The sequence below is a fragment of the Rhodococcus sp. MS13 genome, from assembly GCF_013277835.1.
In the GTDB taxonomy this organism is placed as follows: Bacteria; Actinomycetota; Actinomycetes; order Mycobacteriales; family Mycobacteriaceae; genus Rhodococcus_F; species Rhodococcus_F erythropolis.
Window position 1 is genome coordinate 296,262 of sequence record NZ_VBTL01000001.1, and the last position, 16,767, is coordinate 313,028.

The window sequence follows — 16,767 nt, forward strand, 5'->3', positions numbered from 1 at the left end:
CCGTGACTTCCGCTTCTACCCGCAAAGGGAAATTCCCCGACATCGTCGTCACGAGCCTCGCGACGTCGACCTCGGTGGCTGGTGATGTGGATGGCACGTGGAAGGCGCTACTCGCCGGCGAAAGCGGCATCGGAATCCTCGATGACCCGTTCATCGACGAGTTCGACCTTCCCATTCGCATCGGCGGGCACCTGAAGGTTTCACCAGACGAGGGCTTGTCCCGCGTCGAAATTCGACGGATGAGCTGGGTGGAACGCCTTGCCCTCACGTTGAGTCGCACGGTCTGGAGCAACGCCGGCAGCCCCGAAGTCGATCAGGACCGCCTCGCGGTTGTCATCGGCACCGGACTCGGCGGCGGCGACACGCTCATCGACGCCGTCGACAAACTCCGTGGCGGCGGATACCGCAAGGTGTCCCCGTTCTCGGTGCAGATGGTCATGCCCAACGGACCGGCCGCAACGGTCGGGCTCGAACTCGGGGCCCGCGGCGGCGTCATCACCCCGGTGTCGGCATGTTCGTCAGGTTCCGAGGCAATTGCTCACGCCCACCGCATGCTTGTCATGGGTGACGCGGACATGGTTGTGGCTGGTGGAGTCGAGAGCTTCATCGACGCGGTTCCGATCGCGAGCTTCGCCATGATGCGTGCAATGAGCACCAACAACGACAATCCGGCCGCAGCTTCACGTCCTTTCGACAAGGACCGCGACGGATTCGTCTTCGGCGAAGCCGGCGCACTGATGATCCTCGAAACCGAGGAACACGCAAAGGCACGCGGGGCCACCATTCATGCCCGCCTGCTCGGTTCCGGAATCACTTCGGACGGGTACCACATCGTGGCACCGCATCCGGAAGGCCTGGGCGCGGCGCGAGCCATGACCCGAGCAATCGAGATGGCCGGACTGACGAAGTCCGACATCAAGCACATCAACGCCCACGCCACTGCGACGCCGATCGGTGACATCGCAGAGGCAAAGGCAATCAACGCAGCGGTCGGCAATCACGCTGCGGTGTACGGCCCGAAATCCGCGCTGGGACACTCGATCGGCGCTGTCGGCGCCCTCGAATCAGTCCTCACGGTTCTGGCAGTGCGTGACGGGATCATCCCGCCCACGCTCAATGTTGACAGCCAGGATCCAGAAATCGATCTCGATGTCGTCAAGGGTGAACCCCGAACCGGCTCTTTCGATTTCGCACTGAACAACTCGTTCGGTTTCGGTGGGCACAATGTCGCGCTCGCCTTCGGTCGGGCCTAGCCCGAACCGCGGTTTGCACCTGTCCGCGGGTGTCGTTGCAACACAACGTCACCCGCGGACAACACCGACCTTTCGTTCCACCCAAGGCTCGTACTGAAGGAGGACGCGATGACCATCCTGGCCCCCGTGACAAAGTCCGAATCATCGACAGACCCGCGCGATCCTCTTGCGCGCCTGGAAAATCTGTTCGACCCCGGCACAACAGTGCCGCTCCACGCCCGTGACAAGTCCGGCGTGCTCGCTGCGTCCGGAAACATCGACGGCGTCCGCACCATCGCATACTGCTCCGATGCCACCGTCATGGGCGGCGCAATGGGCGTCGACGGTTGCAAACACCTCGTCAAAGCCATCGATACCGCCATCGAGGAAGAGTCCCCCATCGTGGGTCTCTGGCACTCCGGTGGCGCGCGTCTGGCTGAAGGCGTCGAAGCACTCCACGCAGTCGGACTGGTCTTCGAGGCCATGGTCCGTGCGTCGGGTCTCATACCTCAAATTTCCGTCGTGCTCGGCTTTGCCGCTGGTGGAGCCGCGTACGGTCCAGCCCTCACCGATGTCGTGATCATGGCGCCGGAAGGCCGAGTGTTCGTCACCGGCCCAGACGTAGTTCGCAGTGTCACCGGTGAACAGGTCGACATGGTGTCACTCGGCGGTCCGGACACACACACCAAGAAGTCGGGTGTCGCGCACATCGCCGCACACGACGAGGCCGACGCATTGCACCGCGCACGCCGCCTGGTCTCGATGATGTGCGAGCAGGGCGAATTCGATCAGCGGGCAGCGGAACTCGGCGACAGCGATCTGCGCGCCATGATGCCTGCGTCCGCAAAACGTGCATACGACGTTCGTCCCATCGTTCACGAAATGCTCGACAACGTCGAAGGCGAGTCGAGCTTCGAAGAACTGCAAGGCAATTACGCGCGGAGCATCGTCACCGGTTTCGGCCGGATGGCCGGACGCACGGTTGGCGTCATCGCGAACAACCCACTGCGACTCGGGGGGTGCCTGAACTCCGAAAGTGCAGAGAAGGCCGCTCGATTCGTGCGACTGTGCAACGCATTCGGCGTGCCGCTCGTAGTCGTCGTCGATGTTCCCGGGTATCTGCCTGGGGTGTCGATGGAGTGGGAGGGCGTTGTCCGGCGCGGCGCGAAGTTACTTCACGCCTTCGCCGAGGCGACTGTCCCCCGCGTCACCGTCGTCACTCGAAAGATCTACGGCGGCGCATACATTGCAATGAACTCGCGAGCACTCGGAGCCACGGCCGTTTTCGCCTGGCCCAACTCCGAAGTCGCCGTGATGGGGGCGAAGGCTGCTGTCGGCATCCTGCACAAGCGGGCTCTCGCTGCGGCACCGGACGACGAGCGTGAAGCATTGCACGACCGTCTCGCTGCCGAACACGAGGCGATCGCAGGCGGCGTCGACCGCGCTGTCGAAATCGGCGTCGTCGACGAGGAAATCGACCCGGCGAAGACTCGCAGCATCGTCACCGCTGCGCTCGCGTCTGCGCCATCTGTCCGTGCGCGCCACAAGAACATTCCGCTCTGACAACCCCGGACAGCAAGGTGGGCCTCGCCGATACGGCGGGGCCCACCTTTGTCATTCAAGTCTTTGTCGTTCAAGTCTGAGTCATTCAAGTTAAAGGGTCGCCCCGAGTTTCAGAATGGACCCGAATCAGCTGACACGCCTTCGCAGCCATGTCACTTCGGCACCTTCGCCTGAACTCCGGAAGGGTTCGAGTTCCTCGTCCCACGGTGCGCCTATCGCCCGATCGATCTCCGCGGCGATGTCTCCACCGGAATTCATGATGGACCGCAGTTTCATCTCCCCAACGACGACATCACCGTTCGCACTGGTGGATCCGCGCCACAAGCCCAGACCGGGCACATGGCTGTACCGTTCGCCGTCGACGCCGTGGCTCGGGTCCTCGGTGACCTCGAACCGCAACATCGGCCACGCCCGTAACGAATCGACCAGGCGGGCACAGGTTCCGACGGGACCTGTCCAGTCCGTCGTCGCACGCAGAAGCCCGTCGTAGGCAGGCTGTGAGGTCCATCTGAGCTTGGCAGGGCTGTCCAACGTGGCGGACAAAGCCCAATCCACGTGCGGGCACAGCGCCGCGGGCGACGAGTGGATGTAAACCACACCAGTCGTCACGTCCGCGAATTGATTCATTTCGCGCACTCGAGCCTCCTGCTTCGACGAGGGACGTCTTCCCCAACGACCTCTGTCGAGTTCGTGCAGCACGCTCGATTGAACAGTGTGCCTTGTGGTACCCGTGTTGCGCCAGTGGAAGGAGAGAAATTTGTGCTCTATCGCGAAACTTCACCGACCACGCCATCTGACAATTCAGTCCACAAAGGCTTGGCCCAATCACCGAAGTCGCGATCGGTAAGCACGACGCACGCAGTATCGATCGTGGGATCGACCCACAGGAACGTCCCGGACTGGCCGAAATGACCGAAGGTTGCGGCCGAGTTCTCGAGACCTGTCCAATGCGGACGCTTGTCGCCGCGAATTTCGAATCCGAGTCCCCAGTCGTTGGGGCGCTGAGAGCCGTAACCCGGAAGAATTCCGTTGAGCCCCGGGAACTGCACGGTTGTCGCCTCTGCAAACGTCTGCGTCGAGATCAGGGTCGGCGAGAGCAGTTCAGCCGCGAACTTGGCCAAGTCGTCTGCCGATGCCTGTGCACCGTGACCGGCAGGACCGACAAGAGCCGCGCTGGTCATCTCCAACGGCGCGAACACCGCCTCGGCAAGATAGTCGGCAAACTCGATCTCGGTCTCCCTGGAAACCAACTCGGCAAGCACCTCGAATCCCGCACTCGAGTAGATCCGCTTCGACGCCACCGGCGCCTGAACAACACGTTCGGCGAATGCCAACCCGGAAGCATGTGCGAGGAGATGACGAACGGTCGACCCCTCAGGCCCGGCCGGCCCATCCAACTCGACCGCCCCTTCCTCCACCGCCACCAGAATCGCGTAGGCGCACAACAGTTTTGTCACCGAAGCCAGGGGGAAAACATGCGACTGGTCGCCGCTGAAACCACGAATGCGGTCGCCCTCACCCGGATTATTCCCGGAGAGGACGACCGCTGCCGCATTGTCGACCGGCCACTGCTGGATTACGTCGAGACTGTGAGTACTGGGCACCCGATCAGACTACTGGCACAAGAGTTGCGCTTTCGATCACCAGTCAGCTTCGGTGTAGCGGATGACGCCGCGGATGTTCTTGCCATCCAACATGTCCTGGTACCCGTCGTTCACGCCTTCGAGCGTGTAGGTCCGAGTGACCATGTCGTCAAGGTTCAGCTTGCCTGCCTTGTACATCGCGAGGAGGTTAGGCACGTCCTGGCGAGCGTTGCCACCGCCGAAAATATTGCCCTGAAGGTCCTTCTGAAGCATCGACATCAGGAACAGGTTCAGCTTCACATCCATGTCCGTCAGGTGCCCCATTGCAGTGACAACACAACGACCAGCCTTTGCCGTCAGAATCATGGCTTCTTCGACGTACTCACCCTTCATTTCGCCGACGGTGATGATCGTCTTCTGCGCCATGCGTCCGTACGTGGCGTCGATGATCGGCTGAATGGCAGCGGCAGCGCTTTCGAAAGCGTGCGTTGCGCCGAACTTCAGAGCCTGCTCACGCTTCCACGGCACGGGGTCGATGGCAAAGATGTACCGAGCGCCCGATGCAACCGCACCCTGTAGCGCACTGATACCGACGCCGCCGACGCCCATGATCACAACGTCTTCGCCGGGCTTCACATCGGCGATGTGGGTTGCCGATCCCCAACCGGTCGGGACGCCGCAACCGACGAGTGCGGCAACCTCGAACGGAATGTCCTTGTCGATCTTCACCACTGACGACTGGTTCACGACCATGTAGGGCGAGAACGTCCCTAGCAGGCACATCGGGATCACGTTTTCGCCGCGAGCCTGGATCCGGTACGTGCCGTCGCTGATGGCTTGGCCGCTGAGGAGACCCATCCCGAGGTCACAAAGATTCTGATGTCCGGCCGAACACGCCGGACAGGTTCCACAAGCCGGAATGAAGGACAGAACGACGTGGTCGCCGACCTCCAGTCCCTTGACCTCCGGGCCGAGCTTGGTGATGACGCCCGAACCCTCGTGCCCGCCCATGACCGGGAACGACGGCATCGGGGTCGCGCCGGTGACGATGTGGTGATCGGAGTGGCACATTCCGGCCGCTTCCATGCGAATTTGAACTTCGCCGGCCACCGGCTCGCCGATCTCGATCTCCTCGACGGACCACTTCTCATTGAGGCCCCACAGGATTGCACCCTTGGTCTTCACGTCACTTCACCCTTTCATTCGCACACCCGCATCTATCTCTGTGACCATAGCCACAAATCCGCGAAATTGGAACGTGTTCTAACGAAAGATTTTGCACTGCAGGTCAGACGTCCAAATGACCTGGCACAACCGGCTTGGCGACGACGAAGGAATGACCCACTGAGTGGGACAGGCCACACGGGCACCCGAAAGTAGAGCCGCCCCGAAGGCACGCACCCATTCGACTCCACCTCCCACCAATCGGTCGGGAACAGAGCAGCGGGTCTGAAACAGGCCTGGCCATGTTCTGGTGCGTGTGAGGTTTGACCCCTCAGGTTTTGAAGGTGGTGTTCGCCGGCCGCGGGTGCTGCTGCGGGTCGATCGAGGGTGGCGGGATGAACCACGGTTTGTTGTCGACCCCGATCCGGATCACCCACTTCCCGACGAACCCGGATTTCCGGTGCATCAACCGGTGATGTGAACGGCACAGCAGGACAAGGTTGTTCATCACCGTCGGGCCGCCGTTGGCCCAGTGCCGGATATGGTGCGCATCCGTCCACGCGGGCACGCACGTGCAGCCGGGGAACGCGCAACCTTTGTCTCGGGCGATCAACGCCACTCGCTGCTCCGCGGACACTAATCGCTTTCCGGGTTTCGCATCGAGCGGCGCGCCGTGATCGTCGAGCAGCACGGTCGACAGGAAACAGTCACAGCCGAGAAGCCTGGTCTGCGAGACCGACAGTGGTCCGAGCCAGGGCATGTGCCCGACATCAAGATCCGACACAGCCACTCCACCACCATCGGGCGAGGGTGCGGCGGCGCAGTCCCGATGCTCCGCAAGATCGCGGGCGTTGATGTGCACGTTCACGTGCGGACGTTGACCACCATCGACACCGGTTTTCGCGCAGTCCAGATACCGGCGGATCAGTTCGGTGAACCCGTCCGCCGTCCGCTTCGCCGCCGACCGAGAATCCGGAGTTCCATCCGGTGCCGGGGTCGGCATCGTCAGATTCGACAACGCCGACAGCAACATTTCCCCGGTGAGAGCATCGAAATCCCCGCGCACCACCACCCGACCATTCAACGTCGACGCGATCCGGAGCTCGTTGCGGTCGATGTCTTCGGCGGGCGGAATCTCATCGGACTCGAACACTCGCTCCAAGGTTGCGATGACGTTCCGGACCTTCGTGGTCGTGGCCTCGACACCGGAAGCGGCAGCCAGCAACAAGTCGATACAGCGAGGGAGCGCCTCCTCCGGCATCCCCTTCGGTGGTGACTCGCAGAACGCCACGATCAACACAGCGTGCTCGAACGAGCAATCCCCGCCATCGAACCGGGCCGCCACCGCGGGAAACGGTCGCAGCGCAGCACCCAACGCGGCGATCTTCTTCCCGTCCCGGACCTGCAGCATCGTGTTTGCCGCCAACCAGCACCCCACCCCGCGGCTGGCGATCACCTGATCATCCGGCCGCAACGACAACTCGTCCACCACCGCCACACGAACAGCCTCGAGACGAAGAATCTCCGCACTCGCCTCGATAGCAGCGGTACGTAACTCCGCAGCAGACAACCGCCACAGTCGTCCGCGCAACCCCACCGCAGAACCAGACACCACATCCGACAACAGAACACTCATTGAATCCCCCGATCCCCTCCCCAAACAATACTCGAACACCCGTTCGAGTCAAGAGTTTCTCGAGTCAATCCACCGAGCGTCCCGGAATCACCACACCGCATTGATAGGCGAGAACCACCAGTTGCGCGCGGTCGCGGACATCCAGTTTCGTCATCGCCCGGTTCACATGGGTTTTTGCCGTGACCGCGCTGATCACCAATTCCGCGGCGATTTCGTCGTTGGACATCCCGAGGGCAACGAGGGTGACCACTTCGAGTTCGCGTGGTGTCAATTGACCGAAAATCCCGGAAGTCGAGTCGGCCCGCGTAGGAGTGGAAAGGAATCGAGAAATCAACGCGCTGGTCGCAATCGGCGACAACAAAGAGTTCCCACCTGCGACCGTCCGAACAGCATCAAGTAGATCCTCCGCTCGGATTCCTTTGCCGATGAAGCCGCTCGCTCCCGCCCGGATCGCCTGTGCCACATGTTCATCCACTTCGAAGGTCGTCAGGATCAGTACGTGTACGTCGGACAAATCCGGATGATCGGCGATCATGGCGGTCGCTTCGACTCCGCTGGTGCCCGGCATGCGAATGTCCATCAGTACAACGTCGGGTCGGTGCTCGAGCGCCGCCTGGAATGCCTGCTCTCCGTCTGCCGCCTCGGCGACCACCTCCATGTCGTCTTCCGAACCGATCAGCAGCGCAAGCGTTTGACGGAAGAGCGCCTGATCGTCTGCCACTACCACCCGAATACTCACGACTCCTCACGCTCCGAACCGCTGGAGACCGAGACCAGCGGCAGTTGGGCGTCCACACGAAATCCCCCGTCCGCGCGGAATCCTGCTGAGACCTCGCCTCCCATTGCCTGTGCCCTCTCCTTCATTCCCAGCAGTCCGTACCCGGGCGGTGACGTCGAAGGCACTGCCGTTCCGGAGTTTTCGACCGACAGCACCAGAACCTCGGCTTCGTACGACAACGACACGGTGACGGCCCCTGGCAACGCATGCTTGCTCGCATTCACGAGTGCTTCCTGGATAATTCGGTACGCCGTGAGGTCTACTGCTGGCCCGAGAGGGTGCAGCGAACCCACTGCGCGCACTTCGATTTCCATTCCCGCACTGACGAATTGATCCACCAGTGCCGGTAGATCCGAAAGCCCCGGAGCCGGTTTCATCGAGCGATCACCGTCCTGAGCGTCACGGAGAACTCCGACCGTGGCCCGAATTTCATCGAGTGCCGCCTTGGACGTTTCCTCCACTCCGCGTAGTGCAGTCGTCGCCTTCTCGGGGTCTTTCCCGATCAAGTGCGACGCGACCCCGACTTGCAGGTTGACCAAGGCAATGTGGTGCGCGACAACGTCGTGCAGGTCTCGCGCAATCCGCATCCTTTCTTCGACGACGCGGTGTCGGGCCTCGTCCTCGCGCATTCTTTCCGCTTGCACCGCGCGCGCCTCGACGGACTCCAGATAGGCTCGGCGAGAACGGACCTCGGCGCCGGCGAAACTTGCCATCAGCAACCAGGCCAACAACCCCAGTGCCTCCTGCAGGAGATTGTTCCCCACTCCCAGGAAGATTGTGACGAGCATCAGCGAGCTGACTGTGCTCGCCGCTGCGAAGAAGGTCCTCCGGCGGTCACTCGTGCTGGCAACGTAGTAGAGGCACACCATCGCCGCGGAACCTGTGCCGGCATTCGGCGGCGCTGACAGTGCAATCATCAATACGCCGAGAAGTACTGCCACCGCCAGCGCCGAGAACGGGTAGCGCCTCCGGAATACGATGGTTGCCGCTGCGATCGCTGTTACAAGGACTCCCACAACTGTTACTTCGCGGGTGTCATTGCCATCGAGCGCGATGCGGTGCGCCGTCCACGTGGCAAGGAGCACGAGGATCGTCAGTGCCAGGTCGATGGTGCGCGGGTGTTCCGCACACCATCGACCCCACGTCGATGTCGAAGTCATCGATCTACCGTATCCGGGTCATACCGACAACTTGTCGCTCGTGGGTTCACTGGATTCCTTCGAATCTGCGAGCAGCGCAGTCAACTGCTCCCCCTCGACATCGACGTTCGGGACCAACCGGTCCAGCCATGAGGGGAACCACCATGCCTTCGAGCCCAACAGGGACATGACGGCCGGTACGACGGTCATACGAATCACGAAGGCGTCGAACAGAACCGCGAACGAGAGTCCGAGTCCGATCTGCATGATGAAGGCGTCGCCGCCGAAGATGAAGCCCGCGAAAACGGCGATCATGATCAGCGCCGCGGCCGTGACGACTCGGGCGCCCTGGTCGAAGCCCTTCACGACTGCTTCGTCCGGTCCGTCACCGTGGACGAACGCTTCACGCATTCTGGTCACGAGGAACACCTGGTAGTCCATCGCCAACCCGAAGACGATGCCGATCATGAAGATGGGCAACATCGCCACAACTGATCCGGTTTGGCCTTCGATTCCGAGAATGCCGGCGAACCAACCCCACTGGAAGATCGCGACCAGCACACCGAACGTCGCACCGATCGAGAGCAGAAATCCGAGAGTTGCCTTGAGCGGTACCAAGATCGAGCGGAACACCAGCATCAAAAGAATGAAGGCGAGGCCGACGACCAATGCGAGGTAGGGAACGAGGGCATCAGCCAGGCGATCCGAGACGTCGATCGTCAACGCTGTCTGACCGGTGACCGACATCGTGGCCCCGGTCTCGTCGGTCAGTGATCCGGCGACCTCACGTATATCTGCGACGAGCGCCTTTGTTGCCTCGGTTTCCGGGCCACTCGAGGGAACCACCGTGATGACTGCTGTATCGCCGGCCTGATTGAGTGCTGGCGGCGTCACTGCCGCTATGTCAGGCAGAGCACCGAGCTTTTCCTGGGCGCCGCTCAATGCCACTGCCGGATCGGTGGCGTCGGCAACGTCGACAACCACCATGAGCGGACCGCTGAACCCGGCACCGAACCCCTCGGATAGTCGGTCGGTAGCCCTGGCGGCAGTTGTGTCGGGCACTGGTGGGCTCGCCAAACTCAGGTTGATTCCGAAGGTGGGGATCGCCAGCAATCCCAGCCCGAGGACTGACGCGAGCAAAACCGGAACTCGACGCCGGATCACGAACTTGGCCCATCGCGAGCCCGCCCCCTCCGACTGTTTCCGGTGTGTCAGTTCACCGCCGGACGCCAGCAGTCGACGATCAGACCGACTCAGGACGCGCGACCCTGCAAATCCGAGTGTGGCGGGCAGCAGCGTCAGTGAAATCACCACTGCAACAGCAACTGCGAATGCTGCAGCCAGACCCATGCTTGTCAGGAACGGGATGTTCACGACGAACAGTCCGGCCAGTGCGATGAGGACGGTCAACCCCGCGAACACTACGGCCGAACCCGCAGTCCCCGCTGCGCGGCCCGCAGCAATTTCCGGATCATGTCCGTCACGTAGTTCGGAGCGGTAGCGCGAGACGATGAACAGCGAATAGTCGATCGCCACGGCGAGCCCCAGCATCATTGCCAGGACGGTTGTGCTCGAACCCAGTTCGATGAAACCAGTTGCGATGGTGATCGTGCAGATCGCAATGCCGATGCCGATCAACGCGCTGATCAAAGGAAGCCCCGCCGCCACCAAGGAACCGAAGGTGACGGTCAGCACCACCGCGGCGATCGCGACTCCGATCACCTCTCCCATCGATTCGGCGCTGCTTTCCATCAGCACGTTGCCGGCAACATCGACTGCGAGCCCTGAATCCGCGGCGTCGTGGACGGCGGACTCGAGCAGTTCTTTCGAACTGTCCGGCAAGTCCATCGAGTCGGCGGTATAGGAGACCTGCATGTATCCGATCGTCCCAGTCGGAGACACTCCGCCGGAGGCATACGGATCCGATACCGCTGCAACCTCGGGGTCCTTCCCGAGCGCAGAGACCAATTCACTGACGGATTGTCGAATGGCCGGATCGGCGAGCGTCGTGCCCGCCGGAGATTCGAAGACTATGCGAGCACTGGCTCCGCCGGTGGACGATTCCGGGAACCGTTCAGCCAGAAGGTCCTGTGCCGCTTGCGATTCTGTGCCCGGGATCGACAATGTATTGACGGTCGGACCGGACAGCGTTGCTGCGCCTACTCCGCCCGCCACCAGCAGGACGACCCAGAAGCCCACCATTGCCCAGCGGCGGCGAAACGCGAGTCGTGAGAGTTTGTACAGGAATATCGACATGCGTATCACTGTGCCGATACACGACCCCGTCGCACATCGTGCACAGGTAGGCAGTTCGACGTACTGCGCTCGCAGTAGGGCGGTGGTCCCCAGTGCTAGACGGGCAGGCCCAACTCCCTTGACCACGGCGGATCCGCCCCTGGTCGTGACACGGTGACGGCTGCCGCGCGTGCGGCAAAGGTCAACGCGGCCGACCAGTCTGCCTCGGAGAACCCGCGCACAACGGCGACGTCGAGTGCATCGTGACGATCAAGGTAGGCCAGCAGGGCTCCGTGAACGGTATCGCCCGCACCGATCGTGTCCGCGACGTCGACTGCGGGCGCGGGCACCGAAACATCGAGTTCCTTGGTGATCAACCGCAACCCGTCACCACCACGGGTGAGCAGTACGGCGCCGACGCCTTCGTCGAGCCACTCGGCGCCGTCGACCGAACCCAACCACTTGGCATCGTCGTCGCTCACTTTGAGAATATCGATGGCGGGCAACCACGAACGAAATCGTCGTCGATATGCTTCCGGGTCCGAGATCACCGCCGGCCGAATGTTGGGGTCTACCATGGTGAGTCGACCGCGGGCGTGTGCTTCGTGCAGCATGGCTTCGTAAGCGGAGGCCCCGGGCTCGAGCACCAGCGACAGCGTTCCGAACGAGAATGCCCGGGCAGAGGGAAGCTTCGGCAGCGCGAACTGTCGATCCGCCGTTCCCTCGAGGTAGAAGGAATACCGCGCACCTCCGTCCGCTGCAAGGTTCACGACGGCCAGAGTTGTCCGCTCGGGCCCACGTTCGACTCCGGTCGTGTCGACATTCGACGCGGCCAGCGAGTCGATCATCCGATCTCCGAAGGCGTCGGTGGACAAGCGAGAGACGAATCCTACGTCGGATCCGAGTCGACCCAATGCGATCGCAACATTGAAGGGTCCACCGCCCAACTTGGGTGAAAAGTTCTCCCCCACCGGAACCAGATCAACCAGTCCCTCACCACACACCACGACGGATCGTTCGCGTGTATCACTCATCGGTAGACCCTAACCTTCTCACCAGTCGAAGATGGATGTGACCTGCTCGGCACGAACGAGTTCGGGTGCCGAGCAGGTCACGATTGTGGGGGGATTCAGCTACCCACGCGCTCACCCGTAGTCGGGTCGAAGAGGTGAACAGGACCGTCCACCCGCTCGAAGCCCAGCGTCTGGCCATACTGCAGCTTCGATCGCCCGCCGGTGCGTGCAACGAGCGAGATCGGGTCGGCTTCGGTACCAGGCACGTGTGCGTAGATGTACGACTCGTTGCCCAGTTCCTCTACCAGGTCGATCTGAGCTGCGATTCCGTCTCCGGCAGCAACCACCTGGAATTGCTCGGGCCGAATTCCTACTGTGACCGAAGCCAGACCGGCCGCGGCGATTGCCGCCATCTGCTCGCGGTCCAGCGGAACCTCGACGTCGCCGAAACGCACCCCACCCGAACTGACCGGCGCCGTTACCAAGTTCATACCTGGAGATCCGATGAAGCCGGCAACAAACGCATTGGCCGGCCGATCGTAAAGTTCGGTCGGAGAAGCGAATTGTTGCAACTTGCCGCCCTTGAGCACTGCCACGCGATCACCCATCGTCATCGCTTCCACCTGATCGTGCGTGACGTAGACGGTGGTGGTTCCGAGACGACGCTGCAACGCCGCGATCTGCGTGCGGGTCTGGACGCGTAGCTTTGCGTCGAGGTTGGAGAGCGGCTCGTCCATGCAGAACACTTGCGGTTCACGAACGATTGCTCGGCCCATGGCAACTCGCTGCCGTTGACCACCGGAAAGCTTGGCCGGTTTGCGGTCGAGGTATTCCGTCAGGTCAAGCAGTTTGGCCGCTTCGGCAACTTTCTTCTTACGCTCCTCGACGGGCACACCGCGCATCTTCAACGCGAACCCCATGTTTTCGCCGACGGTTTTATTGGGGTACAGCGCGTAATTCTGGAAGACCATTGCGATGTCGCGATCCTTCGACGGGACATCGGTCATGTCCTTGCCGTTGATGGTGATCGCACCGGAATCGATGTCCTCGAGCCCAGCCAACATGCGCAGGGCCGTGGACTTTCCGGAACCTGACGGACCGACGAGCACGATGAACTCCCCGTCCTTGATGTCAAGATCGAGTGAATCTACAGCGAGGGTCCCGGCACCTTCGTAGATGCAAGACGCTTTCTGGTACGAGATTTCAGCCATGACGAACTCCTGAGAGGGTGAGGAGAATTATTTGATTGCACCGAAGGACAGGCCGCGCACCAGTTTGTTCTGGGCGAACCAACCGGCCAGGATGACGGGCAATGCCGCCATGGTCGCTGCCGCGGAGAGCCGAGCCCAGTACAGGCCCTCGCCGGTGATGAACCCGACCAGGAAGACCGGAATCGTCTGCGCTTGAACAGCTGTCAGGTTGACTGCGAAGAAGAATTCGTTCCACGAGAAGATCACGCAGATCAGCGCAGTCGCAGCAATTCCGGGCGAGATCAGCGGGAGGATCACCTCTCGAACCGAGGTCCACAAACTCGCGCCGTCCATGCTGGCGGCTTCGAGAAGCTCGCCGGGGACTTCGAGAAAGAACGAACGCATCATCCACACTGCGATCGGCAGATTCATCGATGTGTACAAGATGACCAGCGCCCAGATGTTGTCGAGCAATCCGATGTCGTTGACGATCACGTACAGCGGCACGATTGCAGCGACGACTGGGAGCATCTTGGTACTGATGAAGAAGAACAGCACATCCTGCGTCTTCTTCACCGGGCGAAGCGAGAGCGCAAATGCCGCCGGAACACCCAGTAGCAGAACAAGAATGGTGGACATTCCTGTGGCAAATGCCGAGTTCGCCAGCGTGGTACCCAGACCGGAATCGAGAACGGCACGAAACTGCTCGAGTGTCGGGGTGAAGAACAACTTCGGCGGGTCTGTGTAGGCGTCTGCCTCGGTCTTGAACGCCGTCAGGACCATCCAGAAGACCGGGAAGAAGAACCCGAGAGCGGCGATCCACGCCACGACCGACCACGGACTGAACTTACTGCTCTTCTTTTTCTTGACGACGGGTTTGTCGGTCGTCACGCTTGTCGTCTCTACGGCAGTCATCACGCCGCCTCCTCGTTGCCGGTGAAGCTCTTGAAGATCAATCGGAGCGCAAGTGTCGACACGATGATGGTCGCGATCACTGTCACGACACCCATCGCCGCAGCTTGACCTACGTCGAAGCCGAGGAACGCGCGCTGGTAGATGTAGAACGGCAGATTCGAACTGGCCACGCCGGGCCCGCCCGACGTCATCATGTACACCGCGTCAAAGGTGTTCACGAGGTAGATCGCACCCAGAACTGCACCGAGTTCGATGAAGCGGCGCAGGTGCGGCAGTGTCAGTTCGCGGAACATCGCAAACGGCTTGGCTCCGTCCACCCGTGCGGCTTCGAGGATGTCTCGGGGCATGGACTGCAAGCCGGCCAGAATGAGCAGCATCATGAAAGGCGTCCATTGCCAGATCAGATTGATCATGACGGCGGCGAGCGGAAACTTGCTGACCCAGTCGACCTGGCCGACACCGAAAGGCTGGAGGACAAAGTTCACGATACCGAATACCGGGTCGAACATTGTTGTCTTCCAGAGCAATGCGCCAGCGACGGGGGTGATGAGAAATGGCGTGATCAGCAGTGTCCGCACGATCCCGCGACCGAGGAAGGCTCTGTCGAGTAGGAGTGCCAACGCGAGTCCGAGGATCACCGAAACGATGACCGTACCCACGATCATGATGACCGTGTTGACCGCGACTTCCCGAAACTGACTGTCCTTGAAAACCTCGATGTAGTTGTCGAACCCGTTGAAGTGCCGCGATCCCGGCCGGACAAGGTTCCACGACTGCGTCGAGTAGTAGAGGGTGAACAGAAACGGAATCTGGGTGACGACGATCGAGAAGATCAACGCCGGCAACAGGGGACCTCTACGACGCCAACCCTCGGCGCGGGAGATCTTCTTTTCGACACGGACCGGTGGCGCGTCGTCCACCGTAGTTCTGGGCTCGGCAACCGTAGTCATCGGTTCTCCTGATAGGTCTTGCCGACCACCTCGGCATACTGCTGGGATTGTTCGAGTGCTTCTTTCACGCTCTTCTGACCCGCGATGGCCGCACTGATCTGCTGGCTGACGCGAGTGCCCAGGTCCTGAAACTCAGGGATGGTGAGGAACTGGACGCCGGTGTACGGAACCGGTTGCACTGTCGGGTTTTTCGGATCTGCATTGTTGATCGATTCGAGGGTGATCGGACCGAATGCCTGTGCGGCCTCTTGATATTCCGGAATCTCGTAGGTCGAAAGGCGACTTCCCGGAGGAACTCTCGACCAGCCGAGTTCGGTTCCGACCTTCTGGATGTAGTCCTTGTTCGTCATCCAGGAAATGAACTTCCAGGCGTCATCTTTGTTCTTTGCCGACTCCGGGATTCCGAGCGCCCAGGTGTAGAGCCAACCAGGATCGGACTTCTCGACCTTCGGGGCCTTCGCATATCCGATGTTGCCGACTACCTTCGACGACGCAGGGTCCTCGAGAACTGACACAGCCGACGTCGCGTCGTACCACATCGCCGTGTTGCCTTGCGCGAATTGTGTTGCACATTCACCGAATCCGCTTGTGGCAGGACCCGGCTGACCGTGCTCCTTGACCGTGTCCACGTAGAACTGAACCGCATCCTCGACCTGCGGACTGGTCAACTGCGCATTCCAATTCTCGTCGTACCAGCGTCCACCGAAGGTGTTGATCACTGTGTTCAGCGGTGCGAGTACCTCACCCCAGCCAGGCTTCCCGCGCAAGCAGATTCCCGCCATCTTGGCATCCGGGTTGTCGAACTGCGCTGCCCAACCTGCAACTTCTTGCCACGTCGGGTCTTCGGGAACTGTTATCCCCGCCTGATCGAACAGATCCTTGCGGTACATCAGGAACGACGACTCCCCGTAGAACGGGACCGCGTACATACTGTCCTCGTATGACAGAGAAGTCTTGATCGACGGTATGAAGTCGTCCTCGTCATAACCGGGCGTCTTGTCTGCATACTCGGACAGGTTCGTGAGCCAACCGTTGGCGGCCCACTGAGGTGTCTCGTAGTTGCTGATCATCACGACGTCGAACTCACCGCCGCCGGTTGCCGTCGACGCTGTGATCTTGGCGCGCGCCTGATTCTCGGAAAGGCTGACGAATTTGAGGTCGATGCCAGGGTTCTCGGCTTCGAAAGCCGGCGCCAGTTTGATGGCGTCCTGCATCTGCGAGTTCGACACCATCGCGATGGTGACTGTTCGTTCGCCGGAACCACCGAGCGCGCCAGCGCCCGCACATCCCGACACCAGGAGGCAGAGCGCCGCCGCGGCAGCGCCCCACACTCGTCTTCCTGTTTTCACGGATTACCTTCCTTCACACT

The 16,767-nt window shown here is 61.3% G+C and carries 14 protein-coding genes; 2 read left to right on the plus strand and 12 right to left on the minus strand.

Annotated elements, in window-relative coordinates; translation table 11 throughout:
• Window positions 1-2 precede the first annotated feature (2 nt).
• Both FEZ59_RS01285 and FEZ59_RS01290 read left to right on the plus strand, forming a co-directional pair.
• Complete coding sequence (locus FEZ59_RS01285; protein WP_003941591.1) at window positions 3-1,253, plus strand: KasA/KasB family beta-ketoacyl-ACP synthase; 1,251 nt, start codon at window positions 3-5, stop codon at window positions 1,251-1,253.
• A 108-nt stretch (window positions 1,254-1,361) separates the two neighbouring features.
• Window positions 1,362-2,795 (plus strand): carboxyl transferase domain-containing protein, encoded by a 1,434-nt coding sequence (locus tag FEZ59_RS01290; protein ID WP_003941597.1) that lies wholly within the window; start codon window positions 1,362-1,364, stop codon window positions 2,793-2,795.
• A gap of 126 nt (window positions 2,796-2,921) precedes the next feature.
• Here the strand turns inward: FEZ59_RS01290 and FEZ59_RS01295 are convergent, their stop codons facing one another.
• The 12 genes from FEZ59_RS01295 to FEZ59_RS01350 form a co-directional block, all read right to left on the minus strand.
• Window positions 2,922-3,431 carry a DUF3145 domain-containing protein gene (locus FEZ59_RS01295; protein WP_003941617.1) on the minus strand — a complete coding sequence of 170 codons (510 nt, stop codon included), beginning with the start codon at window positions 3,429-3,431 and terminating at the stop codon, window positions 2,922-2,924.
• Between the two features lie 128 nt (window positions 3,432-3,559).
• Window positions 3,560-4,399, minus strand: a complete 840-nt coding sequence (locus FEZ59_RS01300) for a serine hydrolase (RefSeq protein ID WP_172932132.1) — start codon at window positions 4,397-4,399, stop codon at window positions 3,560-3,562.
• Window positions 4,400-4,435: 36 nt separating this feature from the next.
• Window positions 4,436-5,563 carry an NDMA-dependent alcohol dehydrogenase gene (locus tag FEZ59_RS01305; protein WP_019748970.1) on the minus strand — a complete coding sequence of 376 codons (1,128 nt, stop codon included), beginning with the start codon at window positions 5,561-5,563 and terminating at the stop codon, window positions 4,436-4,438.
• Between the two features lie 310 nt (window positions 5,564-5,873).
• Window positions 5,874-7,178 carry an HNH endonuclease signature motif containing protein gene (locus FEZ59_RS01310; RefSeq protein WP_172932133.1) on the minus strand — a complete coding sequence of 435 codons (1,305 nt, stop codon included), beginning with the start codon at window positions 7,176-7,178 and terminating at the stop codon, window positions 5,874-5,876.
• Window positions 7,179-7,242: 64 nt separating this feature from the next.
• A complete protein-coding gene (locus FEZ59_RS01315; RefSeq protein ID WP_141488786.1) occupies window positions 7,243-7,917 on the minus strand; it encodes a response regulator transcription factor in 675 nt (224 codons plus the stop codon).
• Window positions 7,914-9,116 (minus strand): sensor histidine kinase, encoded by a 1,203-nt coding sequence (locus FEZ59_RS01320; RefSeq protein ID WP_172932134.1) that lies wholly within the window; start codon window positions 9,114-9,116, stop codon window positions 7,914-7,916. The genes FEZ59_RS01315 and FEZ59_RS01320 overlap by 4 nt, the downstream gene beginning before the upstream one ends.
• A gap of 18 nt (window positions 9,117-9,134) precedes the next feature.
• Window positions 9,135-11,351 carry an MMPL family transporter gene (locus FEZ59_RS01325; RefSeq protein WP_172932135.1) on the minus strand — a complete coding sequence of 739 codons (2,217 nt, stop codon included), beginning with the start codon at window positions 11,349-11,351 and terminating at the stop codon, window positions 9,135-9,137.
• A gap of 95 nt (window positions 11,352-11,446) precedes the next feature.
• On the minus strand, window positions 11,447-12,364 hold the full coding sequence (locus tag FEZ59_RS01330; protein WP_172932136.1) for a carbohydrate kinase: 918 nt from the start codon (window positions 12,362-12,364) through the stop codon (window positions 11,447-11,449).
• Window positions 12,365-12,459: 95 nt separating this feature from the next.
• Window positions 12,460-13,554 (minus strand): sn-glycerol-3-phosphate ABC transporter ATP-binding protein UgpC, encoded by a 1,095-nt coding sequence (gene ugpC / locus FEZ59_RS01335; RefSeq protein WP_019748976.1) that lies wholly within the window; start codon window positions 13,552-13,554, stop codon window positions 12,460-12,462.
• A gap of 27 nt (window positions 13,555-13,581) precedes the next feature.
• Window positions 13,582-14,448, minus strand: coding sequence for a carbohydrate ABC transporter permease (locus FEZ59_RS01340; protein ID WP_007731137.1), 867 nt, complete (start codon window positions 14,446-14,448; stop codon window positions 13,582-13,584).
• On the minus strand, window positions 14,448-15,398 hold the full coding sequence (locus tag FEZ59_RS01345; protein ID WP_019748978.1) for a sugar ABC transporter permease: 951 nt from the start codon (window positions 15,396-15,398) through the stop codon (window positions 14,448-14,450). The genes FEZ59_RS01340 and FEZ59_RS01345 overlap by 1 nt, the downstream gene beginning before the upstream one ends.
• Window positions 15,395-16,747 (minus strand): sugar ABC transporter substrate-binding protein, encoded by a 1,353-nt coding sequence (locus FEZ59_RS01350; protein ID WP_019748979.1) that lies wholly within the window; start codon window positions 16,745-16,747, stop codon window positions 15,395-15,397. The genes FEZ59_RS01345 and FEZ59_RS01350 overlap by 4 nt, the downstream gene beginning before the upstream one ends.
• Window positions 16,748-16,767 lie beyond the last annotated feature (20 nt).

Coding starts and splice junctions, on each gene's coding strand:
- FEZ59_RS01290 (WP_003941597.1), top strand. CDS start 1,362: ATGACCATCCTGGCCCCCGTGACAAAGTCCGAATCATCGACAGACCCG.
- FEZ59_RS01340 (WP_007731137.1), bottom strand. CDS start 14,448: ATGACTGCCGTAGAGACGACAAGCGTGACGACCGACAAACCCGTCGTC.
- FEZ59_RS01310 (WP_172932133.1), bottom strand. CDS start 7,178: ATGAGTGTTCTGTTGTCGGATGTGGTGTCTGGTTCTGCGGTGGGGTTG.
- FEZ59_RS01320 (WP_172932134.1), bottom strand. CDS start 9,116: ATGACTTCGACATCGACGTGGGGTCGATGGTGTGCGGAACACCCGCGC.
- FEZ59_RS01330 (WP_172932136.1), bottom strand. CDS start 12,364: ATGAGTGATACACGCGAACGATCCGTCGTGGTGTGTGGTGAGGGACTG.
- FEZ59_RS01345 (WP_019748978.1), bottom strand. CDS start 15,398: ATGACTACGGTTGCCGAGCCCAGAACTACGGTGGACGACGCGCCACCG.
- FEZ59_RS01325 (WP_172932135.1), bottom strand. CDS start 11,351: ATGTCGATATTCCTGTACAAACTCTCACGACTCGCGTTTCGCCGCCGC.
- ugpC (WP_019748976.1), bottom strand. CDS start 13,554: ATGGCTGAAATCTCGTACCAGAAAGCGTCTTGCATCTACGAAGGTGCC.